Source organism: Leclercia sp. LSNIH3 (genome assembly GCF_002935105.1).
GTDB lineage: Bacteria > Pseudomonadota > Gammaproteobacteria > Enterobacterales > Enterobacteriaceae > Enterobacter > Enterobacter adecarboxylatus.
In genome coordinates, this window is sequence record NZ_CP026387.1 from 2,202,626 (window position 1) to 2,224,825 (window position 22,200).

Below are 22,200 nucleotides of genomic sequence, written 5' to 3' on the forward strand. Positions count from 1 at the left end.
GAGAGTTACTCGTCTTCCAGTTCGATGTTGATACCCAGCGAACGAATCTCTTTCAACAGTACGTTGAAGGACTCTGGCATGCCCGGCTCCATCTGATGGTTGCCGTCCACGATGTTTTTATACATCTTGGTACGACCGTTCACGTCATCAGACTTAACGGTGAGCATTTCCTGCAGGGTGTATGCTGCGCCGTATGCTTCAAGCGCCCACACTTCCATCTCCCCGAAGCGCTGACCACCGAACTGCGCCTTACCACCCAGCGGCTGCTGAGTAACCAGGCTGTAAGAACCGGTAGAACGCGCGTGCATCTTGTCATCAACCAGGTGGTTCAGTTTCAGCATGTACATGTAACCCACGGTTACCTGGCGCTCGAACTGCTCACCGGTACGACCGTCGAACAGAGTGATCTGGCCAGAACTTGGCAGGCCACCCAGCTGTAACAGTTCCTTGATTTCAGACTCTTTCGCACCATCGAAGACTGGCGTTGCGATTGGCATACCTTTTTTCAGGTTCTCTGCCAGACGCAGCACTTCTTCATCGCTGAAGGTGTTCAGGTCGACTTTCTGGCGAACATCAGTACCCAGATCGTACGCACGCTGGATGAATTCGCGCAGTTTCGCGACTTCTTGCTGCTGTTTCAGCATGGCGTTGATCTTGTCGCCGATGCCTTTTGCAGCCATACCCAGGTGAGTTTCGAGGATCTGACCGATGTTCATACGAGACGGTACACCCAGCGGGTTCAGTACGATATCTACCGGCGTACCGTTAGCATCGTGCGGCATATCTTCGATCGGGTTGATCTTAGAGATAACACCCTTGTTACCGTGACGACCTGCCATCTTATCACCAGGCTGGATCTGACGTTTAACAGCCAGATACACCTTAACAATTTTCAGCACGCCTGGTGCCAAATCGTCGCCCTGAGTGATTTTGCGGCGTTTCGCTTCGAGTTTCTTCTCGAACTCGTGTTTCAGTTCGTCATACTGCTCAGCCAGCTGTTCCAGCTGATTTTGTTTCTCTTCGTCGGCCAGGCCCAGTTCCAGCCAGCGGTCGCGTGGCAGTTTGTCGAGCTTCTCAGCTTCAACACCACCGGCAACCAGCACCGCGTAGATACGACCAAACAGGCCAGCTTCGAGGATCTGCAGCTCTTCAGACAGGTCTTTCTTAGCCTGCTTCAGTTGCATCTCTTCGATTTCCAGCGCACGTTTGTCTTTTTCTACGCCGTCGCGAGTAAAGACCTGAACGTCGATAACCGTACCGGAAACACCGTTCGGCACACGCAGAGAAGAGTCTTTAACGTCAGACGCTTTCTCACCGAAGATCGCGCGCAGCAGTTTCTCTTCTGGCGTCAGCTGGGTTTCACCTTTCGGCGTTACCTTACCAACCAGAATGTCGCCGCCGGTCACTTCTGCACCGATGTAAACGATACCGGATTCATCCAGTTTGGAGAGCGCAGCTTCACCCACGTTCGGGATGTCAGCGGTGATCTCTTCTGGCCCCAGCTTGGTGTCACGAGACACACACGCCAGTTCCTGGATGTGAATAGTGGTGAAACGATCTTCCTGAACCACACGCTCGGAAACGAGGATGGAGTCTTCGAAGTTGTAACCGTTCCACGGCATGAACGCTACGCGCATGTTCTGACCGAGCGCCAGTTCACCAAGGTCGGTGGACGGACCGTCAGCCAGCACGTCGCCGCGCTCAATTGGCTCACCCAGAGACACACATGGCATCTGGTTGATACAGGTGTTCTGGTTAGAACGGGTGTACTTGGTCAGGTTGTAGATGTCGATACCTGCTTCGCCCGGGTACATCTCGTCTTCGTTAACTTTGATAACGATACGGGATGCATCCACGTACTGAACGGTACCGCCACGTTTAGCAACTGCAGTAACACCGGAGTCAACGGCAACAGCACGTTCCATACCGGTACCAACCAGCGGCTTATCAGCGCGCAGAGTTGGAACCGCCTGACGTTGCATGTTCGCACCCATCAATGCACGGTTGGCGTCATCGTGTTCCAGGAACGGGATCAGGGACGCACCGACGGAAACCACCTGCTGGGTGGAAACGTCCATGTAGTCAACCTGGTCACGACTGAACAAGCTCGATTCACCTTTGCTACGACAGGTAACCAGATCTTCTACAAAGTGGCCTTCGTCATCCAGGTTGGAGTTCGCCTGAGCGATAACGTAGTTACCTTCTTCGATAGCAGACAGGTAATGAATTTCGTCGGTTACAACACCGTCAGTCACTTTACGATACGGGGTCTCAAGGAAACCGTATTCGTTAGTCTGTGCGTACACGGACAGGGAGTTGATCAGACCGATGTTTGGACCTTCAGGCGTTTCGATTGGACATACGCGACCGTAGTGAGTCGGGTGTACGTCTCGAACTTCAAAGCCTGCGCGCTCACGGGTCAGACCGCCTGGGCCGAGTGCAGAGATACGACGCTTGTGCGTGATCTCAGACAGCGGGTTGTTCTGGTCCATAAACTGAGACAGCTGGCTGGAACCAAAGAACTCTTTCACTGCTGCGGAGATCGGCTTGGCGTTGATCATATCCTGAGGCATCAGGGTATCCAGATCGCCCAGAGACAGACGCTCTTTCACCGCACGCTCTACACGTACCAGGCCAACGCGGAACTGGTTTTCCGCCATTTCGCCAACGGAACGGATACGACGGTTACCGAGGTGGTCGATATCGTCCACTTCGCCTTTACCGTTACGGATATCGATGAGCTTCTTCATCACTTCGATGATGTCTTCTTTGCTCAGGATACCGGAACCTTCGATCGCGTCACGCAGCAGAGAACGGTTGAACTTCATACGACCAACCGCGGACAGATCGTAGCGGTCTTCGGAGAAGAACAGGTTCTCGAACAGGCTTTCAGCCGCTTCTCGAGTCGGTGGCTCACCCGGGCGCATCATGCGGTAGATTTCTACCAGCGCGCTCAGACGATCGGTGGTTGGGTCGACACGTACGGTTTCGGACATGTACGGACCGTGGTCCAGATCGTTGGTGAACAGCGTTTCGATACGCTTGTGGCCAGACTGGCTCAGCTTAGCCAGCAGATCCAGGCTCAGCTCCATGTTAGCCGGGCAGATCAGCTCGCCAGTGGATGCATCAACGTAATCTTTTGCAGCTACTTTTCCAGCAATGTATTCAACCGGGACTTCGATGTGTTTGATATCATCTTTTTCCAGCTGACGGATGTGGCGCGCAGTAATACGGCGGCCTTTCTCAACATACACTTTGCCGTCGGCTTCGATGTCGAACGACGCGGTATCACCACGCAGACGCTCAGGCACCAGTTCCATTTGCAGCTTGTTGTCGCGAATTTCGAAGACAACTTTCTCAAAGAACAGATCAAGAATCTGCTCAGTGGTGTAGTTCAGCGCACGCAGAATGATGGTCGCAGGCAGTTTACGACGACGGTCGATACGGACAAACAGGTTGTCTTTCGGATCGAACTCGAAGTCCAGCCAGGAACCACGGTAAGGAATGATACGCGCGTTATACAGTACTTTACCGGATGAGTGCGTTTTACCTTTGTCGCTGTCGAAGAAGACGCCCGGGCTACGGTGCAGCTGGGAAACGATAACACGCTCAGTACCGTTGATGACGAAAGTACCGTTGTCAGTCATGAGTGGAATTTCACCCATGTAGACTTCTTGTTCTTTAATGTCTTTGACGGTGCCTTCCGGCGCTTCGCGCTCGTAGATCACCAGACGCAGTTTAACGCGCAGCGGTGCCGAGTAGGTCACGCCACGGATTTGACATTCCTGAACGTCAAATACCGGTTCGCCAAGGCGGTAGCTGACGTATTGCAGCTCGGAATTACCGCTGTAGCTCTTAATTGGGAACACGGAACGGAAGGCTGCTTCCAGGCCGTACTGCCCTTCAGGATCTTGCTCGATAAACTTCTGGAACGAGTCAAGCTGGATAGAAAGGAGATATGGAATGTCCAGAACTTGTGGACGTTTACCAAAATCCTTACGAATACGTTTTTTCTCGGTATAGGAGTAAACCATAGGGTTCCTCAGCTCGCTGACAAGTCGACCCATCTGTCCATTGGCGGACAGTTTGTGCAACACCATTTTGTTGATCGGAAAATCGAACACTTTCCGCAATGCCTGTTGCTATCACGCTTAAACCATTTCATTGCGATTTACCCAGAGCGAGCACCCTGTCGCAGTATATTAAGTCGTCGATAGAAACAAGCATTGTCAGGACTACCAGCAGTCAAACAGTGTGAAATGCTACTGGCGCCTTACAGCGCAAAAAGGCTGGTGACTAAAAAGTCACCAGCCATCAGCCTAATTTCTCAGGCTGCAACCGGAAGGGTTGGCTTATTTAACTTCAACTTCAGCGCCAGCTTCTTCCAGAGATTTTTTCAGTGCTTCTGCGTCGTCTTTGCTCACGCCTTCTTTCAGCGCAGCTGGAGCAGATTCTACCAGGTCTTTAGCTTCTTTCAGACCCAGGCCAGTTGCAGCACGTACTGCTTTGATTACAGCAACTTTGTTAGCGCCAGCAGCTTTCAGAATTACGTCGAATTCAGTTTTTTCTTCAGCAGCTTCAACCGGGCCAGCAGCTACAGCTACAGCAGCAGCAGCAGAAACACCGAATTTTTCTTCCATTGCAGAGATCAGTTCTACAACGTCCATTACGGACATAGCGGATACTGCTTCAATGATTTGATCTTTAGTGATAGACATTTAAATTGTTCCTGAAAATCAGAATAAGTTTATACGTAAGCGAATACTTGATAAAGATGACTGCTATTAAGCAGCTTCTTTCGCATCGCGAACAGCAGCCAGAGTGCGAACCAGTTTGCCAGCCGAAGCTTCTTTCATGGTTGCCATCAGGCGTGCAATTGCTTCTTCGTAGGTCGGCAGGGTTGCCAGGCGATCGATTTGCGATGCCGGGATCAACTCACCTTCAAAGGCTGCAGCTTTAACCTCGAATTTTGCATTCGCTTTCGCGAAATCTTTGAACAGACGAGCGGCAGCGCCCGGGTGTTCCATAGAATATGCAATCAAGGTTGGACCAACAAACGTGTCTTTCAGGCACTCGAACTGAGTACCTTCAACTACGCGGCGCAGCAGGGTGTTACGAACAACACGCATGTAAACGCCAGCTTCACGACCTGCTTTACGCAGTTCAGTCATTTTATCTACAGTAACGCCACGGGAATCCGCAACTACTGCAGACAGCGCGCCTTTGGCTACTTCGCTGACTTCAGCAACAATCGCTTGTTTGTCTTGAAGATTTAAAGCCATTAGCTTTGCTCCTGGATGTTTGCCGAGACTCATGTCCCGGAACTCACTTCACTCTTCCCAACGGAAAGAGCGTCTTAATACGGTGAGCAGAAACAAGCCAGAGTATCCAAAAATAATCTTAGCGTTCTGTCACCGTCTACGCAGGGGATTAAGTCTCTTGCGAAACACCTGCGGTCTTCGACGGAGGCCTGGATAGGCCAGGCTCCAACGAACAAATTCTTTAGCCGCTAACTTTCGTTAGCAAACGTGGGGGTAAGATTGTAGACAAAATCACCGCCCACGTAAAGGCATTAGTTTGCAGCAGCGCTCAGGCCAGCCTGGTCAACTGCAACACCTGCACCCATGGTGGTGGAGATGCTAACTTTCTTGATGTACACGCCTTTCGCCTGAGTTGGTTTCGCTTTTTTCAGCGCAACCAGCAGAGATTCTAGGTTTTCTTTCAGTTTGTCAGCGTCAAAGTCCACTTTACCGATGGTGGTGTGGATGATGCCGTTTTTGTCGTTACGATAACGAACCTGACCTGCTTTAGCGTTCTTAACCGCTTCAGCAACGTTAGGAGTTACAGTACCCACTTTCGGGTTTGGCATCAGGCCGCGTGGACCCAGAACCTGGCCCAGCTGGCCAACAACGCGCATTGCATCCGGGGAAGCAATAACAACGTCAAAGTTCATTTCGCCTTTCTTGATCTGGTCAGCCAGATCTTCCATACCTACCAGCTCAGCGCCTGCAGCTTTAGCAGCTTCAGCGTTTGCGCCCTGGGCAAATACGGCTACGCGAACGGAACGGCCAGTACCGTGTGGCAGTACAGTTGCACCACGTACGTTCTGATCAGATTTACGAGCATCGATGCCCAGGTTAACAGCAACGTCAACGCTTTCAACGAACTTAGCGGTAGCCAGTTCTTTCAGCAGAGCGATCGCTTCGTTGATGTCGTACTGTTTGGTCGCATCAACTTTGTTACGGATCACGGACATGCGCTTGGTCAGTTTAGCCATTTCTTAGTCCTCCACTACCAGGCCCATGGAACGTGCAGTACCTTCGATGGAGCGAGTCATCGCTTCAACGTCGGAACCAGTCATGTCGGCAGCTTTGGTCTGCGCGATTTCCTGCAGCTGGGCGCGGGAAATTTTACCCACTTTGTCTTTGTTCGGCTTGCCGGAACCAGACTTGATACCAGCCGCTTTCTTCAGCAGAACTGCTGCTGGAGGGGTCTTGGTAACGAAAGTGAAAGAACGGTCAGCGTAAACAGTGATTACGACTGGGATTGGCAGACCTTTTTCCAGGGATTCGGTTTTGGCGTTGAACGCTTTACAGAATTCCATGATGTTCACACCCTGCTGACCCAGAGCTGGACCAACTGGTGGACTTGGGTTCGCCATACCAGCTGCAACCTGCAGCTTGACGTAGGCTTGTACTTTCTTAGCCATTCTAAAATCCTCTGATTGGGTAATAGCGCCTCAAGGAGGCTCCCCGTGAATAAAAATCGTTTTACGGGCCGAGACCCATAAAAACAAAAGGCGCGAAATTGTATTCCAATCTCGCGCCCTGTGCAACGATTAAATCGTCGCTTTTTTGATCGCTGCTTAGGCTTTTTCTACCTGGGCAAAGTCCAGTTCTACCGGGGTCGCACGACCGAAGATAGAAACGGAAACTTTCAGGCGGGACTTCTCGTAGTCCACTTCTTCAACCACGCCGTTAAAGTCAGCAAACGGACCGTCATTAACACGAACCATTTCACCCGGTTCAAACAGCGTTTTCGGACGCGGCTTATCACCAACCTGCTGCAGGCGGTTCATAATCGCATCAACTTCTTTATCGCTGATTGGCGCCGGACGGTCAGACGTGCCGCCGATAAAGCCCATTACGCGCGGTACGCTGCGCACTAAGTGCCAGCTTGCATCGTTCATCACCATCTGAACAAGCACGTAACCCGGGAAGAATTTGCGTTCGCTTTTGCGACGCTGGCCGCCACGGATCTCGACCACTTCTTCGGTCGGAACCATAACTTCACCAAACAACTCTTCCATATTATGTAATTTGATATGCTCACGCAGCGACGTTGCTACGCGGCCTTCAAAACCGGAAAACGCCTGAACGACGTACCAGCGCTTTTTAGGGGCTTCAGACATCTCAGAACCTCAGGCCAGTGATAAAGGATACCAGGCGAACCAGAATACCATCCAGTCCCCACAGGATCAGTGACATTACAGCGGTAACCGCAGCTACAATCAGCGTGGTGTGCAATGTTTCCTGGCGAGTCGGCCAAATGACCTTACGGACTTCGGTTCTCGCTTCGCGGGCAAAAGCGACAGTCGCTTTACCTTTGGTCGTCAACAGCGCGACACCACCCGCTGCAGCAATCAGAATTACCACTGCCAGCGCGCGTAGCGGCAGCATCATGTCGCGATAAAGGTAGTTGCCAACGATTGCTACGATCAACAATACGGCTACTACTACCCATTTCATCGCTTCCAGGCCGCGCCCGCTCCCTTGAGCTTCGGTATTCGCACTCATAAACCAACCTGTCAGAAGTATTCTACAAACATTTTCACCCCGCGATAGCGAGGCGAACCAAACCGAAATGCTCTGTTGCGTTTCGGACTAAAACGCCCTCTTCAGAGCCTGTCTCAGCAATGATTATGACAAATAAAATCACTGATGAGCCAGGTTCTGTTTCGAAAGCGTGCAAAAAGGGCATCAAATGATGCCCTTTTCATGCGCATTGCGTCAAATGTTATCAGCAATTAGCCGAGAACTTTAGCAACAACACCCGCGCCAACGGTACGGCCGCCTTCGCGGATTGCGAAGCGCAGACCATCGTCCATTGCGATTGGGTGGATCAGGGTAACAACCATCTTGATGTTGTCGCCTGGCATTACCATCTCAACGCCTTCTGGCAGTTCGATGGTACCGGTCACGTCAGTCGTACGGAAGTAGAACTGTGGACGGTAGCCTTTGAAGAACGGAGTATGACGGCCGCCTTCGTCTTTGGACAGGATGTACACTTCAGATTCGAACTTGGTGTGCGGCTTGATGGAGCCTGGCTTAGCCAGAACCTGACCACGTTCGATTTCTTCACGTTTGATACCACGCAGCAGAACACCAACGTTCTCACCGGCACGGCCTTCGTCCAGCAGTTTGCGGAACATTTCAACGCCGGTACAGGTAGACTTAGCAGTGTCCTTGATACCAACGATTTCAACTTCTTCGCCAACCTTGATGATACCGCGCTCTACACGACCGGTAACAACGGTACCACGACCGGAGATGGAGAATACGTCTTCGATAGGCAGCAGGAACGGCTTGTCAATCGCACGCTCTGGCTCTGGGATGTAGGAATCCAGGTAGCCAGCCAGCTCGATGATTTTCTCTTCCCACTCTGCTTCGCCTTCCAGCGCTTTCAGCGCAGAACCACGAACGATTGGGGTGTCGTCGCCCGGGAAGTCGTACTGGGACAGGAGTTCACGAACTTCCATCTCAACCAGTTCCAGCAGCTCTTCGTCATCAACCATGTCGCATTTGTTCAGGAACACGATGATGAAAGGAACGCCTACCTGACGACCCAGCAGGATGTGCTCACGGGTCTGAGGCATTGGGCCGTCAGTCGCAGCAACAACCAGGATCGCGCCGTCCATCTGCGCAGCACCGGTGATCATGTTTTTAACATAGTCGGCGTGGCCCGGGCAGTCTACGTGTGCGTAGTGGCGAGTCGGGGTGTCATATTCAACGTGAGAAGTGTTGATGGTGATACCACGAGCTTTTTCTTCTGGTGCGTTATCGATCTGGTCGAATGCACGAGCAGAACCACCGTAGGTTTTTGCCAGAACGGTAGTGATTGCAGCGGTCAGCGTTGTTTTACCATGGTCAACGTGGCCGATAGTACCGACGTTAACGTGCGGTTTTGTACGTTCAAACTTTTCTTTAGACATCGATTGTCCCTCTAAGACACGGATAAATCGGTGATATCACCACATCAACCAGGCGAAATGCCTGAACTGTTGAATTCATTTACATTGAAACAGAGAGAAACGGGAGGGAGAAGTGAAGTGGTGCTGATACCCAGAGTCGAACTGGGGACCTCACCCTTACCAAGGGTGCGCTCTACCAACTGAGCCATATCAGCACGTATTGGAGCGGGCAGCGGGAATCGAACCCGCATCATCAGCTTGGAAGGCTGAGGTAATAGCCATTATACGATGCCCGCATCCTGAAACTCGGCTACCCAGTTCTTTCTGTAACAAAAAAAGAGATTTCTCTCTTTTTAAGTTCGAGCTGGTTAATTTTTCCAACCAGCTCCGGCGGCGTTAACGCTGCCAGAAAGTGGTGGTGGGGGAAGGATTCGAACCTTCGAAGTCTGTGACGGCAGATTTACAGTCTGCTCCCTTTGGCCGCTCGGGAACCCCACCGAACTTGATGGTGCCGACTACCGGAATCGAACTGGTGACCTACTGATTACAAGTCAGTTGCTCTACCTACTGAGCTAAGTCGGCATCAAGTAGCGCGCATTTTAGGGAGACCCGCAGGTTCATGCAACTAAAAATTTGCATAAATCGTTCTTTCGCTCACATTTTGTGCGAGAAGAGAGAATAACGCTGTATTTCTAAGCAAATGCGCGCAAATATTCATCATTTACTGACTGCAAAAGGTCGCAGACACTGTCTGTGACCATTCCCGCTTAACGCAACACTGGGCCACTTTTTTTCTTATTATTCGGCTCATCTGGTGTTACCCTCCTGCGCATTGTCCAAAATTAACTATTATGTGATGTGCCATACCCCGCATGGCTAGCCCCTACTGTGGGATGAGACGCTTCACTCAAGCATGCTTATGAGCAAAAAAGAGCAAACGTTAATGACGCCTTATCTCCATTTTAGCCGCAGCCAGTGGGCTGCTCTGCGTGACTCCGTCCCCATGACCCTAACGGAAGGCGAAATCGCACGGTTAAAAGGGATAAACGAAGACCTGTCGCTTGAAGAAGTGGCCGAAATATATTTGCCTCTATCGCGTTTGCTGAATTTCTATATCAGTTCCAACCTCCGCCGACAGGCCGTACTGGAGCAGTTCCTCGGTACGAACGGGCAACGCATTCCTTATATCATTAGTATTGCCGGCAGCGTCGCCGTGGGTAAAAGCACCACCGCGCGTGTCTTGCAGGCGCTGCTGAGCCGCTGGCCTGAACACCGCAGTGTTGAGCTGATCACTACCGACGGCTTTCTGCATCCGAATGAGGTGTTAAAAGAACGCGGCCTGATGAAGAAGAAGGGTTTCCCGCTCTCTTATGATATGCACCGTCTGGTGAAGTTTGTTTCGGATCTGAAATCCGGCGTGCCGAACGTGACGGCCCCCGTCTACTCGCACCTGATTTACGACCGCATCCCTGACGGCGACAAAACGGTGGTACAGCCGGATATTCTGATTCTGGAAGGACTAAACGTTCTGCAGAGTGGAATGGATTATCCGCATGACCCGCATCATGTGTTTGTCTCTGACTTCGTCGATTTCTCTATTTATGTCGATGCGCCGGAAGCGCTGCTGCAAAACTGGTACATCAACCGCTTCCTGAAGTTCCGCGAAGGGGCGTTCACCGATCCTGACTCTTACTTCCATAACTACGCCCAGCTTTCTGAAGCAGAAGCGGTAAATGTGGCGACCTCGCTGTGGAACGAGATCAACTACGTGAACCTGAAAGAGAACATCCTGCCAACGCGGGAACGCGCCAGCCTGATCCTCACCAAGAGTGAGAAACACGCTGTCGACCATGTGCGTCTGCGCAAGTAACGATACAAGCCCGGCGGCACGTCGCTTGCCCGGGCCTGAAAACAAAAAACCGGCGAGTTCGCCGGTTTTTTTATGACTTATACCTGAGGCTTTTCGCCGTTTTCATCCTGATCGACAGCGAAGCACGCCACCAGTTGACCGCCGTAGTCTTTCAACTGCGGTTGCAACTGGGTACATGGCCCAAAGCGACGACGGCAGCGGGCATTGAAAGCACAGCCCGGAGGCGGGTTAAGCGGGCTTGGCAGCTCACCCGTTAACTTAATACGCTCCCGGCGCTCATCCGGGTTCAGGCGCGGTGTCGCAGAGAGCAATGCCTGGGTATAAGGGTGACGAGGGTTATTAAAGATCTGGTCTTTCGTCCCCTTCTCCACGCAGCGTCCCAGATACATCACCATCACTTCATCCGCGATGTGTTCCACTACCGACAGGTCATGAGAGATGAAGACATACGACAGGCCTAAATCCTGCTGCAGATCCATCATCAGGTTCAGCACCTGCGCACGGACGGACACGTCCAGCGCGGAGACCGGTTCATCGGCGATCACCACATCCGGGTCAAGCATCAGACCACGGGCGATAGCAATACGCTGACGCTGGCCGCCGGAGAACATATGCGGGTAACGATCGTAGTGCTCAGTCTTAAGCCCTACTTTCGCCATCATCGCCAGCGCCTTCTCACGACGCTGCTCTTTGCTTAGCGTAGAGTTGATTTGCAGCGGCTCTTCCAGAATCTGCCCCACTTTCTTGCGCGGGTTCAGCGAGCCATACGGGTTCTGGAAGACAATCTGGATTTTCTGGCGACGCAGTTTCTGCGCGTCGGGATCGTGCTTCAGCAGATCCTGGCCCTGATAATACAGCTCGCCACCGGTCGGGGTTTCAATCATGGTCAGCAGGCGGCCCAGTGTGGATTTCCCACACCCGGACTCACCCACCACCGCTAATGTCTTACCGCGCTCAAGGGTAAAGGAGACGCCATCCAGTGCTTTAACCAGACGTTCCGGGGCAAACAGCCCTTTCTTCACCGGGTAGTGTTTTTTCAGATCGATAGCATGCAGCAGTGGCTGTTGCATGGTGGCCTCTTGCGTACTCATAGTGTGGGCCTCCCGGCGTCATCGAGTGGGTAGTGACATTTAGACTGACGGCCGTCGCTGAGGGTATAGAGTTCCGGCTCATCGATGCGGCATTTGTCCGTGGCATACGGGCAACGCGGGTTCAGCAGACAGCCGGTCGGACGGTCATATTTACCCGGCACCACGCCCGGCAGTGACGCCAGACGCGCTTTGTCCTGGGCAAACTCCGGCAGGGCGCGCAGCAGTGCCTGGGTATAGGGGTGACGCGGCGCACGGAAGATATCGTGCGAGTTGCCGGTTTCAACAACCTGTCCGGCGTACATCACGATAATTTTGTGCGCGGCTTCGGCCACTAACGCCAGGTCATGGGTGATCAGGATCAGCGCCATGTTCTCTTTCTGCTGCAACTCCAGCAGCAGCTCGATGATCTGCGCCTGAATGGTCACGTCCAGCGCGGTTGTCGGTTCGTCGGCAATCAGCAACTTCGGACGACAGGCAATCGCCATGGCGATCATCACGCGCTGGCTCATCCCGCCGGAGAGCTGGTGCGGATAAACATCCAGACGCGAGGCCGGGTCAGGAATACCGACCTGGTTCAGCAGATCGATTGCCCGCTGACGACGGGTTTGCTTATTCCCACCCTGGTGCACCTTAATCGCTTCCATAATCTGGAAACCGACGGTGTAACACGGGTTGAGGCTGGTCATCGGATCCTGGAAGATCATCGCCACTTCGGCACCGACCAGGTTGCGGCGCTCTTTTTCTGAAATGCGCTTCAGATCCTGACCGTTGAACTCCAGGCTTTCCGCCATTACGCGGCCCGGGTAATCAATCAGACCCATGATCGCCAGTGAGCTGACCGATTTACCGGAACCTGACTCACCCACGATGCCAACGACTTCACCCTGATTTACGCTGTAGCTAACCCGATCTACGGCGCGAAACTCGGAGCCTACGTCACCGAAGTGCACCGATAATTTATCTACATTTAATAACGCCATCTCGTGCCTCTTACTGCTTCAGTTTGGGATCAAGTGCATCACGCAGACCATCACCCATCAGGTTAAATGCCAGCACCGTCAGCAGGATCGCCAGACCCGGGAAGGTCACGACCCACCAGGCGCTCTGCGCGAACTGCAACACGTCGGAGAGCATGGTGCCCCACTCCGGTGTTGGCGGTTGCGCACCCATGCCAAGGAAGCCAAGAGCAGCCATATCGAGAATGGCGTTTGAGAAACCAAGCGACGCCTGAACAATCAGCGGCGCAAGGCAGTTTGGAAGAATGTTGACGAACATCTGACGCATCGCGCCCGCACCCGCCACGCGAGACGCGGTGACATAATCGCGGTTCACTTCCACCAGCACTGCCGCGCGCGTTAATCGCACATAGTGAGGAAGCGCCACGAACGTCAGGGCCAGGGCGGCGTTGCCGATCGACGGACCGAAGATGGCCACCAGCACCAGCGCCAGCAGCAGGCTCGGCAGGGCAAGCATGATGTCGACAACACGCATAATAATGTTATCAACCAGCCCGCCGAAGTAACCTGCGATCAGGCCGAGGACAACCCCGAGGATCAGCGAAAGCACGACCACCAGACAGCCGACCAGCAGGGACAGACGCGCACCGTACATCAGACGGGACAGCACATCGCGACCGACATCGTCGGTACCCAGCAGGTGAGCGAATGTTCCGCCTTCCTGCCAGGCTGGCGGTGCCAGCAGCATGTCGCGGAACTGATCCGCCGGGTTATGAGGTGCAAGAAAGTTCGCAAACACCGCGATAATGATCATGATGGTAACGTACATCAATCCCACTACCGCGCCTTTATTGCGTTTGAAGTAGTGCCAGAACTCCTGCAGCGGCGTCATTGGCACCGGTGCTGCGACCACTTTATTTTCAGAAACTTGTGACATGATGGCCCCTTACTTCTTATGACGAATACGCGGGTTCACCACGCCGTACAGCAAATCGACCAGCAGGTTGACGAGGATAATCATCGTCGCCACCAGCAGTACACCGCCCTGCACCACCGGGTAATCACGGCGTTGCAGCGCGTCAATCAGCCAGCGGCCCAGTCCCGGCCAGGAGAAGATGGTTTCGGTCAGGATTGCCCCTGCCAGCAGCGTCCCCACCTGCAGACCAATAACGGTCACCACCGGCAGCATGGCGTTACGCAAGGCATGAACGATGATCACCCGCATGCGGGTCAGGCCTTTGGCACGGGCGGTACGGATGTAATCCTCGCCCAGTACTTCAAGCATTGACGAACGGGTCATACGCACGATAACCGCCAGCGGGATCGTACCGAGCACCATGGCAGGCAGGATCATGTGCGCCAGCGCATCAATAAAGTTGCCCTCTTCGCCCCAGATAGCCGTGTCGATCAGCATAAAGCCGGTCAGCGGGTTAGTATCATCGAGGAAGACCATATCGCTGACGCGTCCCGAGACGGGCGTCAGGTTAAGCTGCACCGATACCAGCATGATCAGCATCATGCCCCACCAGAAGATAGGCATGGAGTAGCCGGTCAGCGCCAGGCCAACGGCAGTATGATCAAAGATGGAGCCGCGTTTCACCGCAGCCAGCACGCCCACCGGAATACCCACGGCGACGGCAAAAATCATGGCGCAGACACCAAGCTCAAGCGTTGCCTGGAAGCGCGGCACGAACTCTTCCCACACCGGCAGACGGCTTTTCAGCGAAATACCCAAATCACCGTGCATCACACCCCAGATATAGTGGAGATACTGCTGCCACATAGGCTGATCCAGCCCCAGTTCGGCCAACAGTTGTGCATGACGTTCAGGAGAAATTCCACGCTCGCCCGCCATAATCATTACCGGGTCACCGGGGATCATATGGACAAAGGCAAAGGTGAGAAGGGTGATACCGATAAACGTGGGGATAACTAGTCCCAGACGTCGGAGGATGAACTGCAACATAACCCGGATTCTCTCTAATGACGTACGCGGGAGGGCGCGACGTCTGTATTGCTCACAAATGTAAATTCCCTCTCCGTGACGGAGAGGATTAGGGTGAGGGGGTGCATGCACGCCCCTCACCCCTGCCCTCTCCCAAAAGGAGAGGGAGAACACCCTACTTATTATTCAACAGAAACGTTTTCGAAGTGGTGTTTGCCCAGTGGATCAACCACATAGCCTTTCACTTCTTTGCGTACTGGTTCGTATACGGTTGAGTGAGCGACGATCAGTGCTGGCGCCTGGTCATGCATAACAACCTGAGCCTGTTTGTACAGTTCGATACGCTTGTTGTGATCTTCTGCAGCACGCGCTGGCTGAATCAGGTCTTCAAACGGCTTGTAGCACCAGCGAGAGTAGTTAGAACCGTCTTTCGCCGCTGCGCAGCTGAACAGGGTCGCGAAGAAGTTATCTGGATCCCCGTTGTCGCCGGTCCAGCCCATCATGACGGCCTGGTGCTCACCTGCTTTAGCACGTTTCAGGTACTCGCCCCACTCGTAAGTGACGATCTTGGCCTGAACGCCGATTTTCGCCCAGTCAGCCTGAACCATCTCGGCCATACGGCGCGCGTTCGGGTTGTAAGGACGCTGTACAGGCATTGCCCACAGTTCAACGGTAAAGCCTTTATCCTGGCCCGCTTCTTTCAGCAGTGCTTTCGCTTTCTCAACGTCGTAGGTGTAATCCTTAACGTCGTCGTTGTAGCCCCACATTGTTGGTGGGATCAGGTTCTTCGCGGCAACGCCAGCGCCCTGATAAACCGCCTTGATGATCGCTTCTTTGTTCACCGCGTAAGTCAGCGCCTGACGCACTTTCACGTCATCAAACGGTTTCTTCTCGGTATTGAAGGAGAGATAGCCCACGTTCAGGCCAGCCTGCTCCATCAGATTGATGTTTTTGTCCTGCTTCATGCGCGCGATGTCAGCCGGGTTCGGGTACGGCATCACCTGGCATTCGTTCTTCTGCAGCTTAGCGTAACGTACGGAAGCGTCAGGCGTGATGGAGAAGACCAGACGGTCGATCTGCGGCTTGGTGCCCCAGTAACCTTCGAACGCTTTATACAGAATACGGGAGTCTTTCTGGTACTGCAGCAGCTGGAACGGACCGGTACCAACCGGGTTCAGGTCCACTTTCTCCGGCGTGCCGGCTTTCAGCATGTTGTCGGCATATTCTTTTGACAGAATAGAGGCGAAGTCCATGGCCAGGTCAGCCAGGAACGGTGCTTCTGGACGCGTCAGTACAAACTGAACGGTATTGTCGTCCACTTTTTTGATTTCGCTGATCAGGTCTGGCAGGCCCATCCCTTCGAAGTACTCATAGCTGCCGCCAGAGACTTTATGGTATGGGTTCTGAGCATTCTTCTGACGATCGAAGGAGAACACCACGTCGTCTGCATTCAGATCGCGCGTAGGTTTGAAGTCTTTGCTGTCCTGCCACTTCACGCCCTGGCGCAGGTGGAAGGTATAGGTCTTACCGTCTTCGCTGACTTCCCATTTCTCTGCCAGACCTGGAATAACTTCCGTGGTACCGGTTTTGAATTCAACCAGACGGTTATAGATTGGTACAGAGCTTGCGTCGTACGTCGTACCAGAGGTAAAGAGCTGTGGGTTAAAGCCTTCCGGCGAGCCTTCAGAACAGTAGACCAGGGTTTTTGCCTGTACGCCTGCTGCGACGGTCATAGCCACCAGGCTCAGACCAAGCTTCAGCATCCCTGACTTCTTCAAGGAAATACTCATTGTTATTCTGCTCCAATGTGATGTTTTTGTTGTGTTACTCCGCCTGACCTTTAATTTGTTTTTTACCCGGTCCGGTCGGTGTTGCCCTGAGGCGTAATAAGGGATGGAGATTCCTTTCAGAATAGCGACTGAGTTGCAGCGCAGATCCTCCCTGAATTGCCCCTCGTGCCCTACAATCTGTCAACAGAATGTGAAAACGTCAATACAGGTGACGGGGATTTACGCTAAGTGTGAGAATTGGCAAACAAAGATTAAAAAAACTACCGGGGCGTATTTTCAGCAGGGAAATTTATGCTACCCGCCATGATGCAGCACAACTCTCTATGCAATCTGCTACAACCAGTGATTAACATTTATTCAACCAGGGTAAATTTTCTTTCAGAATGGCGATTATCTGCGCACTAAATGCCATGAACGTTAAAACGCACAGGGGAAAATGCTGAGGTTATCCATAAGCAACGCGAAAAAAGATCAATCCAAAGATAAAAAAATACAATGGAATATGTCACAAATACGTTAACAGGCAGGGCTAAACAGAGGTAAGGCGTATTTTGTGGAATTATGCGGAGTAAGTCTTGCGAAGCATTCATTTCTGCGGGCGATAAATGCAAAGAATCCTGCTCAAATGAGCGGGGTTTTCGAATGTGGTCGGCGAGAGAGGATTACTCGTCACTTCGTGACTCGCCCTGCGGGCCATTGCTGAAGCAACGTTCTCTCGCTTCGCTCGAGTCGAACCTCCTTCCCCGGAGGCTCTCATCCTTATAACCTTCAGATGCAAAAAACCCCGCTCAAATGAGCGGGGTTTCGAATGTGGTCGGCGAGAGAGGACTACTCGTCACTTCGTGACTCGCCCTGCGGGCCGTTGCTGAAGCAACGTTCTCTCGCTTTGCTCGAGTCGAATCTCCTTCCCCGGAGGTTCTCATCCTCATAACCTTCAGATGCAAAAAACCCCGCTCAAATGAGCGGGGTTTTCGAATGTGGTCGGCGAGAGAGGATTCGAACCTCCGACCCACTGGTCCCAAACCAGTTGCGCTACCAAGCTGCGCTACTCGCCGAATGCGGAGCGCATCTTACTGCTACGCTCTGCCTCCGTCAATCCCTTATTTAGCAAAAGCCTTTCGATCGGCTATAAAGTCGCCAGACCAGTTATTTTGCGGCTTTTGCCGCGCCGTCAGGCACTTTACACCAGTTGTTATTCTCGTTAATCCCGCCGTCTGGCGATGTATAACCGAGGCAACCGAGAATAGTGTCGTACAGCTCCACATGACGATGCGCCACTTTCATTTCCGCCTGCTCTTTAAGATGAGCAAACATTTTGGCTTTATCCGGGTTCTCCAGATACTTGTCGGACATCCACACCATCATTGGCACACGGAACTGCTCCGGTGGTGCCATCTTGCGCGGCGTACCGTGCAAATGCTCTTTCTCGTTAATCGACTCACCGTGGTCGGCAGCGTAGAAGACGATGGCTTTTTTATCGCGCACCTGATCAATCACGCTGTCGATAAAGTGATCTACATAGGTCACCGTGTTGTCATAAGAGTTGATCAGCTGCGCTTTGCTGCAGTCTTTATCCACGCCCTTACACTCCGGCGTCCATTTAGCAAAGCTGCGTGGATAACGCTGGGTGTAGTTAAAGTGCGACCCTTTGGTATGCAGGATGATCAGGTGTTTACCGTTCTCATTGTTCTGCAGAGAGCGCTGCATCTCGTCGATCAGCAGCATGTCGTCCACGCTCTTACCGCGGTTACGCGGTTCGGCGCCAATCTGCTCGCGGTAGGCGATATTGTTGGCCATGGTGTTGCTGTAGAACCACATCTCGCTCTGCATCGCGTAGAGGTCAGAGCTAAAGCCAAGCTGACGCAGTACCGAGAAGACGTTCTGCTCTTTCAGGGTCCGCTGTGGGTTATCGCTTGCGCCACCTTCACGCACGAACATGCAGCGCAACGAGAGCTTGGTGGCGGTATCACAGGAAGTACCGCGGAAGGCGACAAGGTTTTTCTCCTGCGCCAGCTTCGGTGTGGTATCCCGCTCATAGCCCAGCATACCCATATGATCCCAGCGCGTGGTTTCACCAATAATGAAGACCACATAGGTATCATCGATGTCAGACGGCGCCTGATAGGTGAATTTCTTCGCCGGGTTCATCAGCGATTTATTATCGGAGGACTCATCCACCTGCGCCCAGGCGTATAACCCCAGCGCAGAGATCCAGTTGGATGGCAGATACGAGTTCGCCACCACACCGCCGTAGCTCGGCATATCCACGCCGGAGGTACGCTCAACGTTTTTCTGTTGCAGGTCAAGCAGGCGAATTGGCCCCCAGACCATTAATCCTGCCAGCACCACCACCGCGGCGCTTCGGATGCGCTGCCCTGGCGTACGCAGTTGGCGCAATAACGTATAGCGGCAGCGGTTGTTCCAGATAAGCAGCAGCGGCAGAACGCTGACGCAAACCAGCCAGAGAATAAAGTGCAAACCGACCACCTCTTTCGAGAGGTCGATATCCGTGGTCATGACCGAGGCAATAATGCCGTAGCCAATCACCACGTTCATAAATGTCATGTAATAGCTGGCACCCGCCGAGCACAACACCACCAGCGTGGCGAGTACGCGCCAGATACGCCGTCCAAACAACGACAGCAGACGCAGCAAAAAGAAGGTAACCAGTACAGTGGCAACCAGTTCAACGACCGCAGCGATTCCTTTCCAGGCGGTAAAGTCTTGCGCATAACCATCAAACCGACGGAAAAAAACCGCGCCATTCATAAACAGACCGATGTACAACGCGAGCAAAAAGCTGAGCTTTTGTTGCGTCATCGCTTTGATATATTTCATTAATGCAACCTGGAAAAAGGTAAAGTAAAACCGTTTCACTTTTGGTTAAAAAGTAAACAAGATAATTGACTGCTCAGGGACAGTTATCGGAAACGTCTTTAAGCGCGGTAAGTAGACCACAGGGAAAAGGAAAAGTGGCAACAGAGAATGTGATCCCTGCAAATATTTACAAAAAAACAAGTCCGATGACATACTCATGACGTGTTCGTAACGTCTTGCAGAAACAAAAAAGGCCGGAATATCCGGCCCTTAGGGTGAGGTTTAATCAGGCATGCGCTTGTTTAAATACTTCGCGCTGCGGCTGGCGAATAGTAGTGGAAAGCGCCAGGGAAAGGATAAGTAAGGCGAATATAACGCAGAAGGTGACATAAAAGCCGCCAAACAGCGAAGCGATAAGCGAACCGCAAATACTGCCGATACCAAAGCCTAAATAAATAACGCCGTAGTTTTTTGCCAGGTTATTCAGGCCGAAGAATTCACTGACCAGTGATGGGAAGACAGTAATAGTCCCGCCGAAGTTAAAGGCAACACAGGCGATGGCGGCGAAGAAGGTCACTTCATTAAGCGGCGCGAATAACAGCGCTGCCATCCCTACCAGCGACACCACCTGGCCGATAGTGATCACGCGGATGCGGGCGATTTTATCAGACAGGATCCCCAGCACCAGGCGGCCAGAGAGGTTGGCGATAGAGATAATGGTCACTGCGTTAGCCGCCGTTGCGGCATCCAGTTTCACCATTCCCTGGGCAATATCTTTTGCCACGCCAATAACATACAGGCCACTCATACAGGCAGTCAGGAACATTACCGCCAGCATCCAGTACTGTGGCTTACGCATTGACTGAGCCAGCGTAAAGTCGTTCTCCACAACACCGTTGACCGTCTGCACCTGCTGCTGCGGCGCATCTTTCATCAGTGTGGCCCCAAACAGGATCATCACCAGCACGATAGCGCCCCAGATCATGAAGGTTTTTTCCAGACCGACGGTGGCCAACAGGTGGCTGTCGATAAATTTAAAGCCCAGGCTGCCGAGACCATAAGAACCAATGGCAAAGGCGGAGATTAACCCTTTACGTTCCGGGAACCATTTCACGCAGTTCGACAGGGTTAACAGATAGCCCGCGCCATCCGCCAGCCCCACCAGCACCCCGGCGCTTAGCCATAGCATCATCAGGTTGTTGGAGTGTGCGGTCAGGAAGAAGCCGACCCCCAGCAAAATCCCGGAGGCCATAGTGACGCGCTTCACGCCGAAGCGTTCCTGCAATTTACCGGCCACGGAGGAAGAGAGCGCCAGACCCAGGCTCAGCAAACCAAAGGAGAATGCCACCTGGCTGACCGGAGCATTGAGTTTGTCGGAAAGCGCGCTGTTAAACAGGCTCCAGGTATAGACTGAACCCAGCGCAAATTGGGTCACGATGGTACCGATAAGGGTCAGCCAGCGGGTGCGATTATAAGAGGGTGTATTCATGGCAGTTGTCCTGCAGCAGAAAAAAGGGAAATTCACTGCTGACAACGATAACCAAAACCCTACATGAGCAGGGGTAAAACGGCATGAAGTGCAGAGAGGCGGGAATGAAATGCCTAAAATCAGGAATGAATGACCTGGACGACTGCCTATACCCGCCCCAGAGAAGAGGAAACCAGGTCATTCATGCGCTGTATTCAGAACCTGGCGCTGACACCAAGCGTATAGAGATAATCTTCCCCGGTGGACATATTCTCGGCCTGCGACATTGACGCATAGGCGGCCATATGGGGGTTAATCAGCATATCGGCCCCAACGGTAACATCCATCCAGTTGCCGTACTGCGTTGACGGCGTCAGTCGCCCCAGCCCGGATTGCGTCTTCCATTGATTATCACCGAACTGCTGGTTATAGCTAATCTGCGCCCAGGGTCGCACATCGCCCAGCCGCGTATCGACGCGCCAGCCCAGGGTGCTGACGCTGGCGTGCCACAGCGGGTCGGTCAGCGATTGGGTATTCACGCTATCACCAAACTCGTTATACATATTGGGCGTGGAGCCGTCGTAATGCCAGGCGGCAACCGGTCCGGTGGTGACACGGCGGATAATGGGAATACTCCAGCCCACGCTCATCGTGCTGGTGGCGTCCGTCGGTGACGTATCGGGCAACGTCAGCGCCAGTCCGGGCATATTTTGTGAAGAGAGGATCCGCTCTTTTAAAATATCTTCATAACGCGGTGGGTGATCGTCATCCCATGTATAACGCTCAGTGGTATTACTTTTCGTATCTGAAACGATATATTCCTGTTGCCAGGCATTTGCTGTGTTGCCTGTCAGCAGACAGGCCACGAAACTCACCAGGCCTACGGCATGGCGGCCACTTATTTTTTTTATAATCATCAAAGCGACTCCAGAGAAGAGCCGAATTCGGCGATATTTGTGATTGTTTATAGTGAGGCTACGCGGTTACATGAAGAATGTTGCGTATCAGCCTGTATTAACTATTGTCTCTTTAGATGACACGTCAAGCCGGGCCGATTGAAATTTTTGAAATTT

General features: G+C 52.8%; 17 protein-coding genes, 5 tRNA genes and 2 other RNA genes. 1 reads left to right on the forward strand and 23 read right to left on the reverse strand.

What is annotated here, in order from left to right; all coding sequences use genetic code 11:
- Positions 1-5: 5 nt before the first annotated feature.
- From rpoB to C3F35_RS10715, 12 genes are all read right to left on the reverse strand, one after another.
- Entirely contained in the window at positions 6-4,034 is a 4,029-nt protein-coding gene (gene rpoB, locus C3F35_RS10655; protein ID WP_032615919.1) for a DNA-directed RNA polymerase subunit beta, read from the reverse strand.
- 318 nt (positions 4,035-4,352) lie between these two features.
- Positions 4,353-4,718 carry a 50S ribosomal protein L7/L12 gene (gene rplL, locus C3F35_RS10660; RefSeq protein ID WP_032615884.1) on the reverse strand — a complete coding sequence of 122 codons (366 nt, stop codon included), beginning with the start codon at positions 4,716-4,718 and terminating at the stop codon, positions 4,353-4,355.
- A 66-nt stretch (positions 4,719-4,784) separates the two neighbouring features.
- A complete protein-coding gene (gene rplJ, locus C3F35_RS10665) occupies positions 4,785-5,282 on the reverse strand; it encodes a 50S ribosomal protein L10 (RefSeq protein ID WP_024548056.1) in 498 nt (165 codons plus the stop codon).
- Between the two features lie 290 nt (positions 5,283-5,572).
- A complete protein-coding gene (gene rplA / locus C3F35_RS10675) occupies positions 5,573-6,277 on the reverse strand; it encodes a 50S ribosomal protein L1 (RefSeq protein WP_032615880.1) in 705 nt (234 codons plus the stop codon).
- Between the two features lie 3 nt (positions 6,278-6,280).
- A complete protein-coding gene (rplK, locus tag C3F35_RS10680) occupies positions 6,281-6,709 on the reverse strand; it encodes a 50S ribosomal protein L11 (protein ID WP_032615878.1) in 429 nt (142 codons plus the stop codon).
- A gap of 156 nt (positions 6,710-6,865) precedes the next feature.
- Positions 6,866-7,411 carry a transcription termination/antitermination protein NusG gene (gene nusG, locus C3F35_RS10685; protein WP_003862341.1) on the reverse strand — a complete coding sequence of 182 codons (546 nt, stop codon included), beginning with the start codon at positions 7,409-7,411 and terminating at the stop codon, positions 6,866-6,868.
- Between the two features lies 1 nt (position 7,412).
- Positions 7,413-7,796, reverse strand: a complete 384-nt coding sequence (secE, locus tag C3F35_RS10690; protein ID WP_003862342.1) for a preprotein translocase subunit SecE — start codon at positions 7,794-7,796, stop codon at positions 7,413-7,415.
- Positions 7,797-8,026: 230 nt separating this feature from the next.
- A complete protein-coding gene (tuf, locus tag C3F35_RS10695; protein WP_059307073.1) occupies positions 8,027-9,211 on the reverse strand; it encodes an elongation factor Tu in 1,185 nt (394 codons plus the stop codon).
- 118 nt (positions 9,212-9,329) lie between these two features.
- Positions 9,330-9,405: transfer RNA gene (locus C3F35_RS10700), tRNA-Thr, on the reverse strand.
- A 6-nt stretch (positions 9,406-9,411) separates the two neighbouring features.
- A tRNA-Gly gene (locus C3F35_RS10705) sits at positions 9,412-9,486 on the reverse strand.
- Positions 9,487-9,603: 117 nt separating this feature from the next.
- Positions 9,604-9,688, reverse strand: a tRNA-Tyr gene (locus tag C3F35_RS10710).
- Between the two features lie 8 nt (positions 9,689-9,696).
- Positions 9,697-9,772, reverse strand: a tRNA-Thr gene (locus C3F35_RS10715).
- Between the two features lie 337 nt (positions 9,773-10,109).
- Between C3F35_RS10715 and coaA the strand changes: the two genes are divergently transcribed.
- Positions 10,110-11,060, forward strand: coding sequence for a type I pantothenate kinase (gene coaA, locus C3F35_RS10720; protein WP_103793567.1), 951 nt, complete (start codon positions 10,110-10,112; stop codon positions 11,058-11,060).
- A 77-nt stretch (positions 11,061-11,137) separates the two neighbouring features.
- On the opposite strand, the gene dppF is transcribed toward coaA, so the two are convergent.
- From dppF to C3F35_RS10785, 11 genes are all read right to left on the reverse strand, one after another.
- On the reverse strand, positions 11,138-12,151 hold the full coding sequence (dppF, locus tag C3F35_RS10725) for a dipeptide ABC transporter ATP-binding subunit DppF (RefSeq protein ID WP_059308972.1): 1,014 nt from the start codon (positions 12,149-12,151) through the stop codon (positions 11,138-11,140).
- Positions 12,148-13,131: a dipeptide ABC transporter ATP-binding protein gene (gene dppD / locus C3F35_RS10730; RefSeq protein WP_032615870.1), complete on the reverse strand. Its 984-nt coding sequence runs from the start codon at positions 13,129-13,131 to the stop codon at positions 12,148-12,150. Before dppD ends, dppF begins: the two co-directional genes overlap by 4 nt.
- A 10-nt stretch (positions 13,132-13,141) precedes the next feature.
- Complete coding sequence (gene dppC, locus C3F35_RS10735; RefSeq protein WP_103793566.1) at positions 13,142-14,044, reverse strand: dipeptide ABC transporter permease DppC; 903 nt, start codon at positions 14,042-14,044, stop codon at positions 13,142-13,144.
- Positions 14,045-14,053: 9 nt separating this feature from the next.
- Entirely contained in the window at positions 14,054-15,073 is a 1,020-nt protein-coding gene (gene dppB / locus C3F35_RS10740; protein ID WP_032615866.1) for a dipeptide ABC transporter permease DppB, read from the reverse strand.
- Positions 15,074-15,234: 161 nt separating this feature from the next.
- Complete coding sequence (gene dppA / locus C3F35_RS10745) at positions 15,235-16,842, reverse strand: dipeptide ABC transporter periplasmic-binding protein DppA (RefSeq protein WP_032615864.1); 1,608 nt, start codon at positions 16,840-16,842, stop codon at positions 15,235-15,237.
- Positions 16,843-17,487: 645 nt separating this feature from the next.
- Positions 17,488-17,619: non-coding RNA, RtT sRNA (locus C3F35_RS10760), on the reverse strand.
- A gap of 34 nt (positions 17,620-17,653) precedes the next feature.
- Positions 17,654-17,785, reverse strand: a non-coding RNA gene (locus C3F35_RS10765) — RtT sRNA.
- Positions 17,786-17,820: 35 nt separating this feature from the next.
- Positions 17,821-17,897: transfer RNA gene (locus tag C3F35_RS10770), tRNA-Pro, on the reverse strand.
- A gap of 91 nt (positions 17,898-17,988) precedes the next feature.
- Positions 17,989-19,680, reverse strand: a complete 1,692-nt coding sequence (eptB, locus tag C3F35_RS10775; protein WP_032615862.1) for a kdo(2)-lipid A phosphoethanolamine 7''-transferase — start codon at positions 19,678-19,680, stop codon at positions 17,989-17,991.
- Between the two features lie 265 nt (positions 19,681-19,945).
- Positions 19,946-21,148 carry an L-lactate MFS transporter gene (locus C3F35_RS10780; RefSeq protein ID WP_032615860.1) on the reverse strand — a complete coding sequence of 401 codons (1,203 nt, stop codon included), beginning with the start codon at positions 21,146-21,148 and terminating at the stop codon, positions 19,946-19,948.
- A 194-nt stretch (positions 21,149-21,342) separates the two neighbouring features.
- Entirely contained in the window at positions 21,343-22,044 is a 702-nt protein-coding gene (locus C3F35_RS10785) for an autotransporter domain-containing protein (protein ID WP_032615858.1), read from the reverse strand.
- Positions 22,045-22,200: the final 156 nt, after the last annotated feature.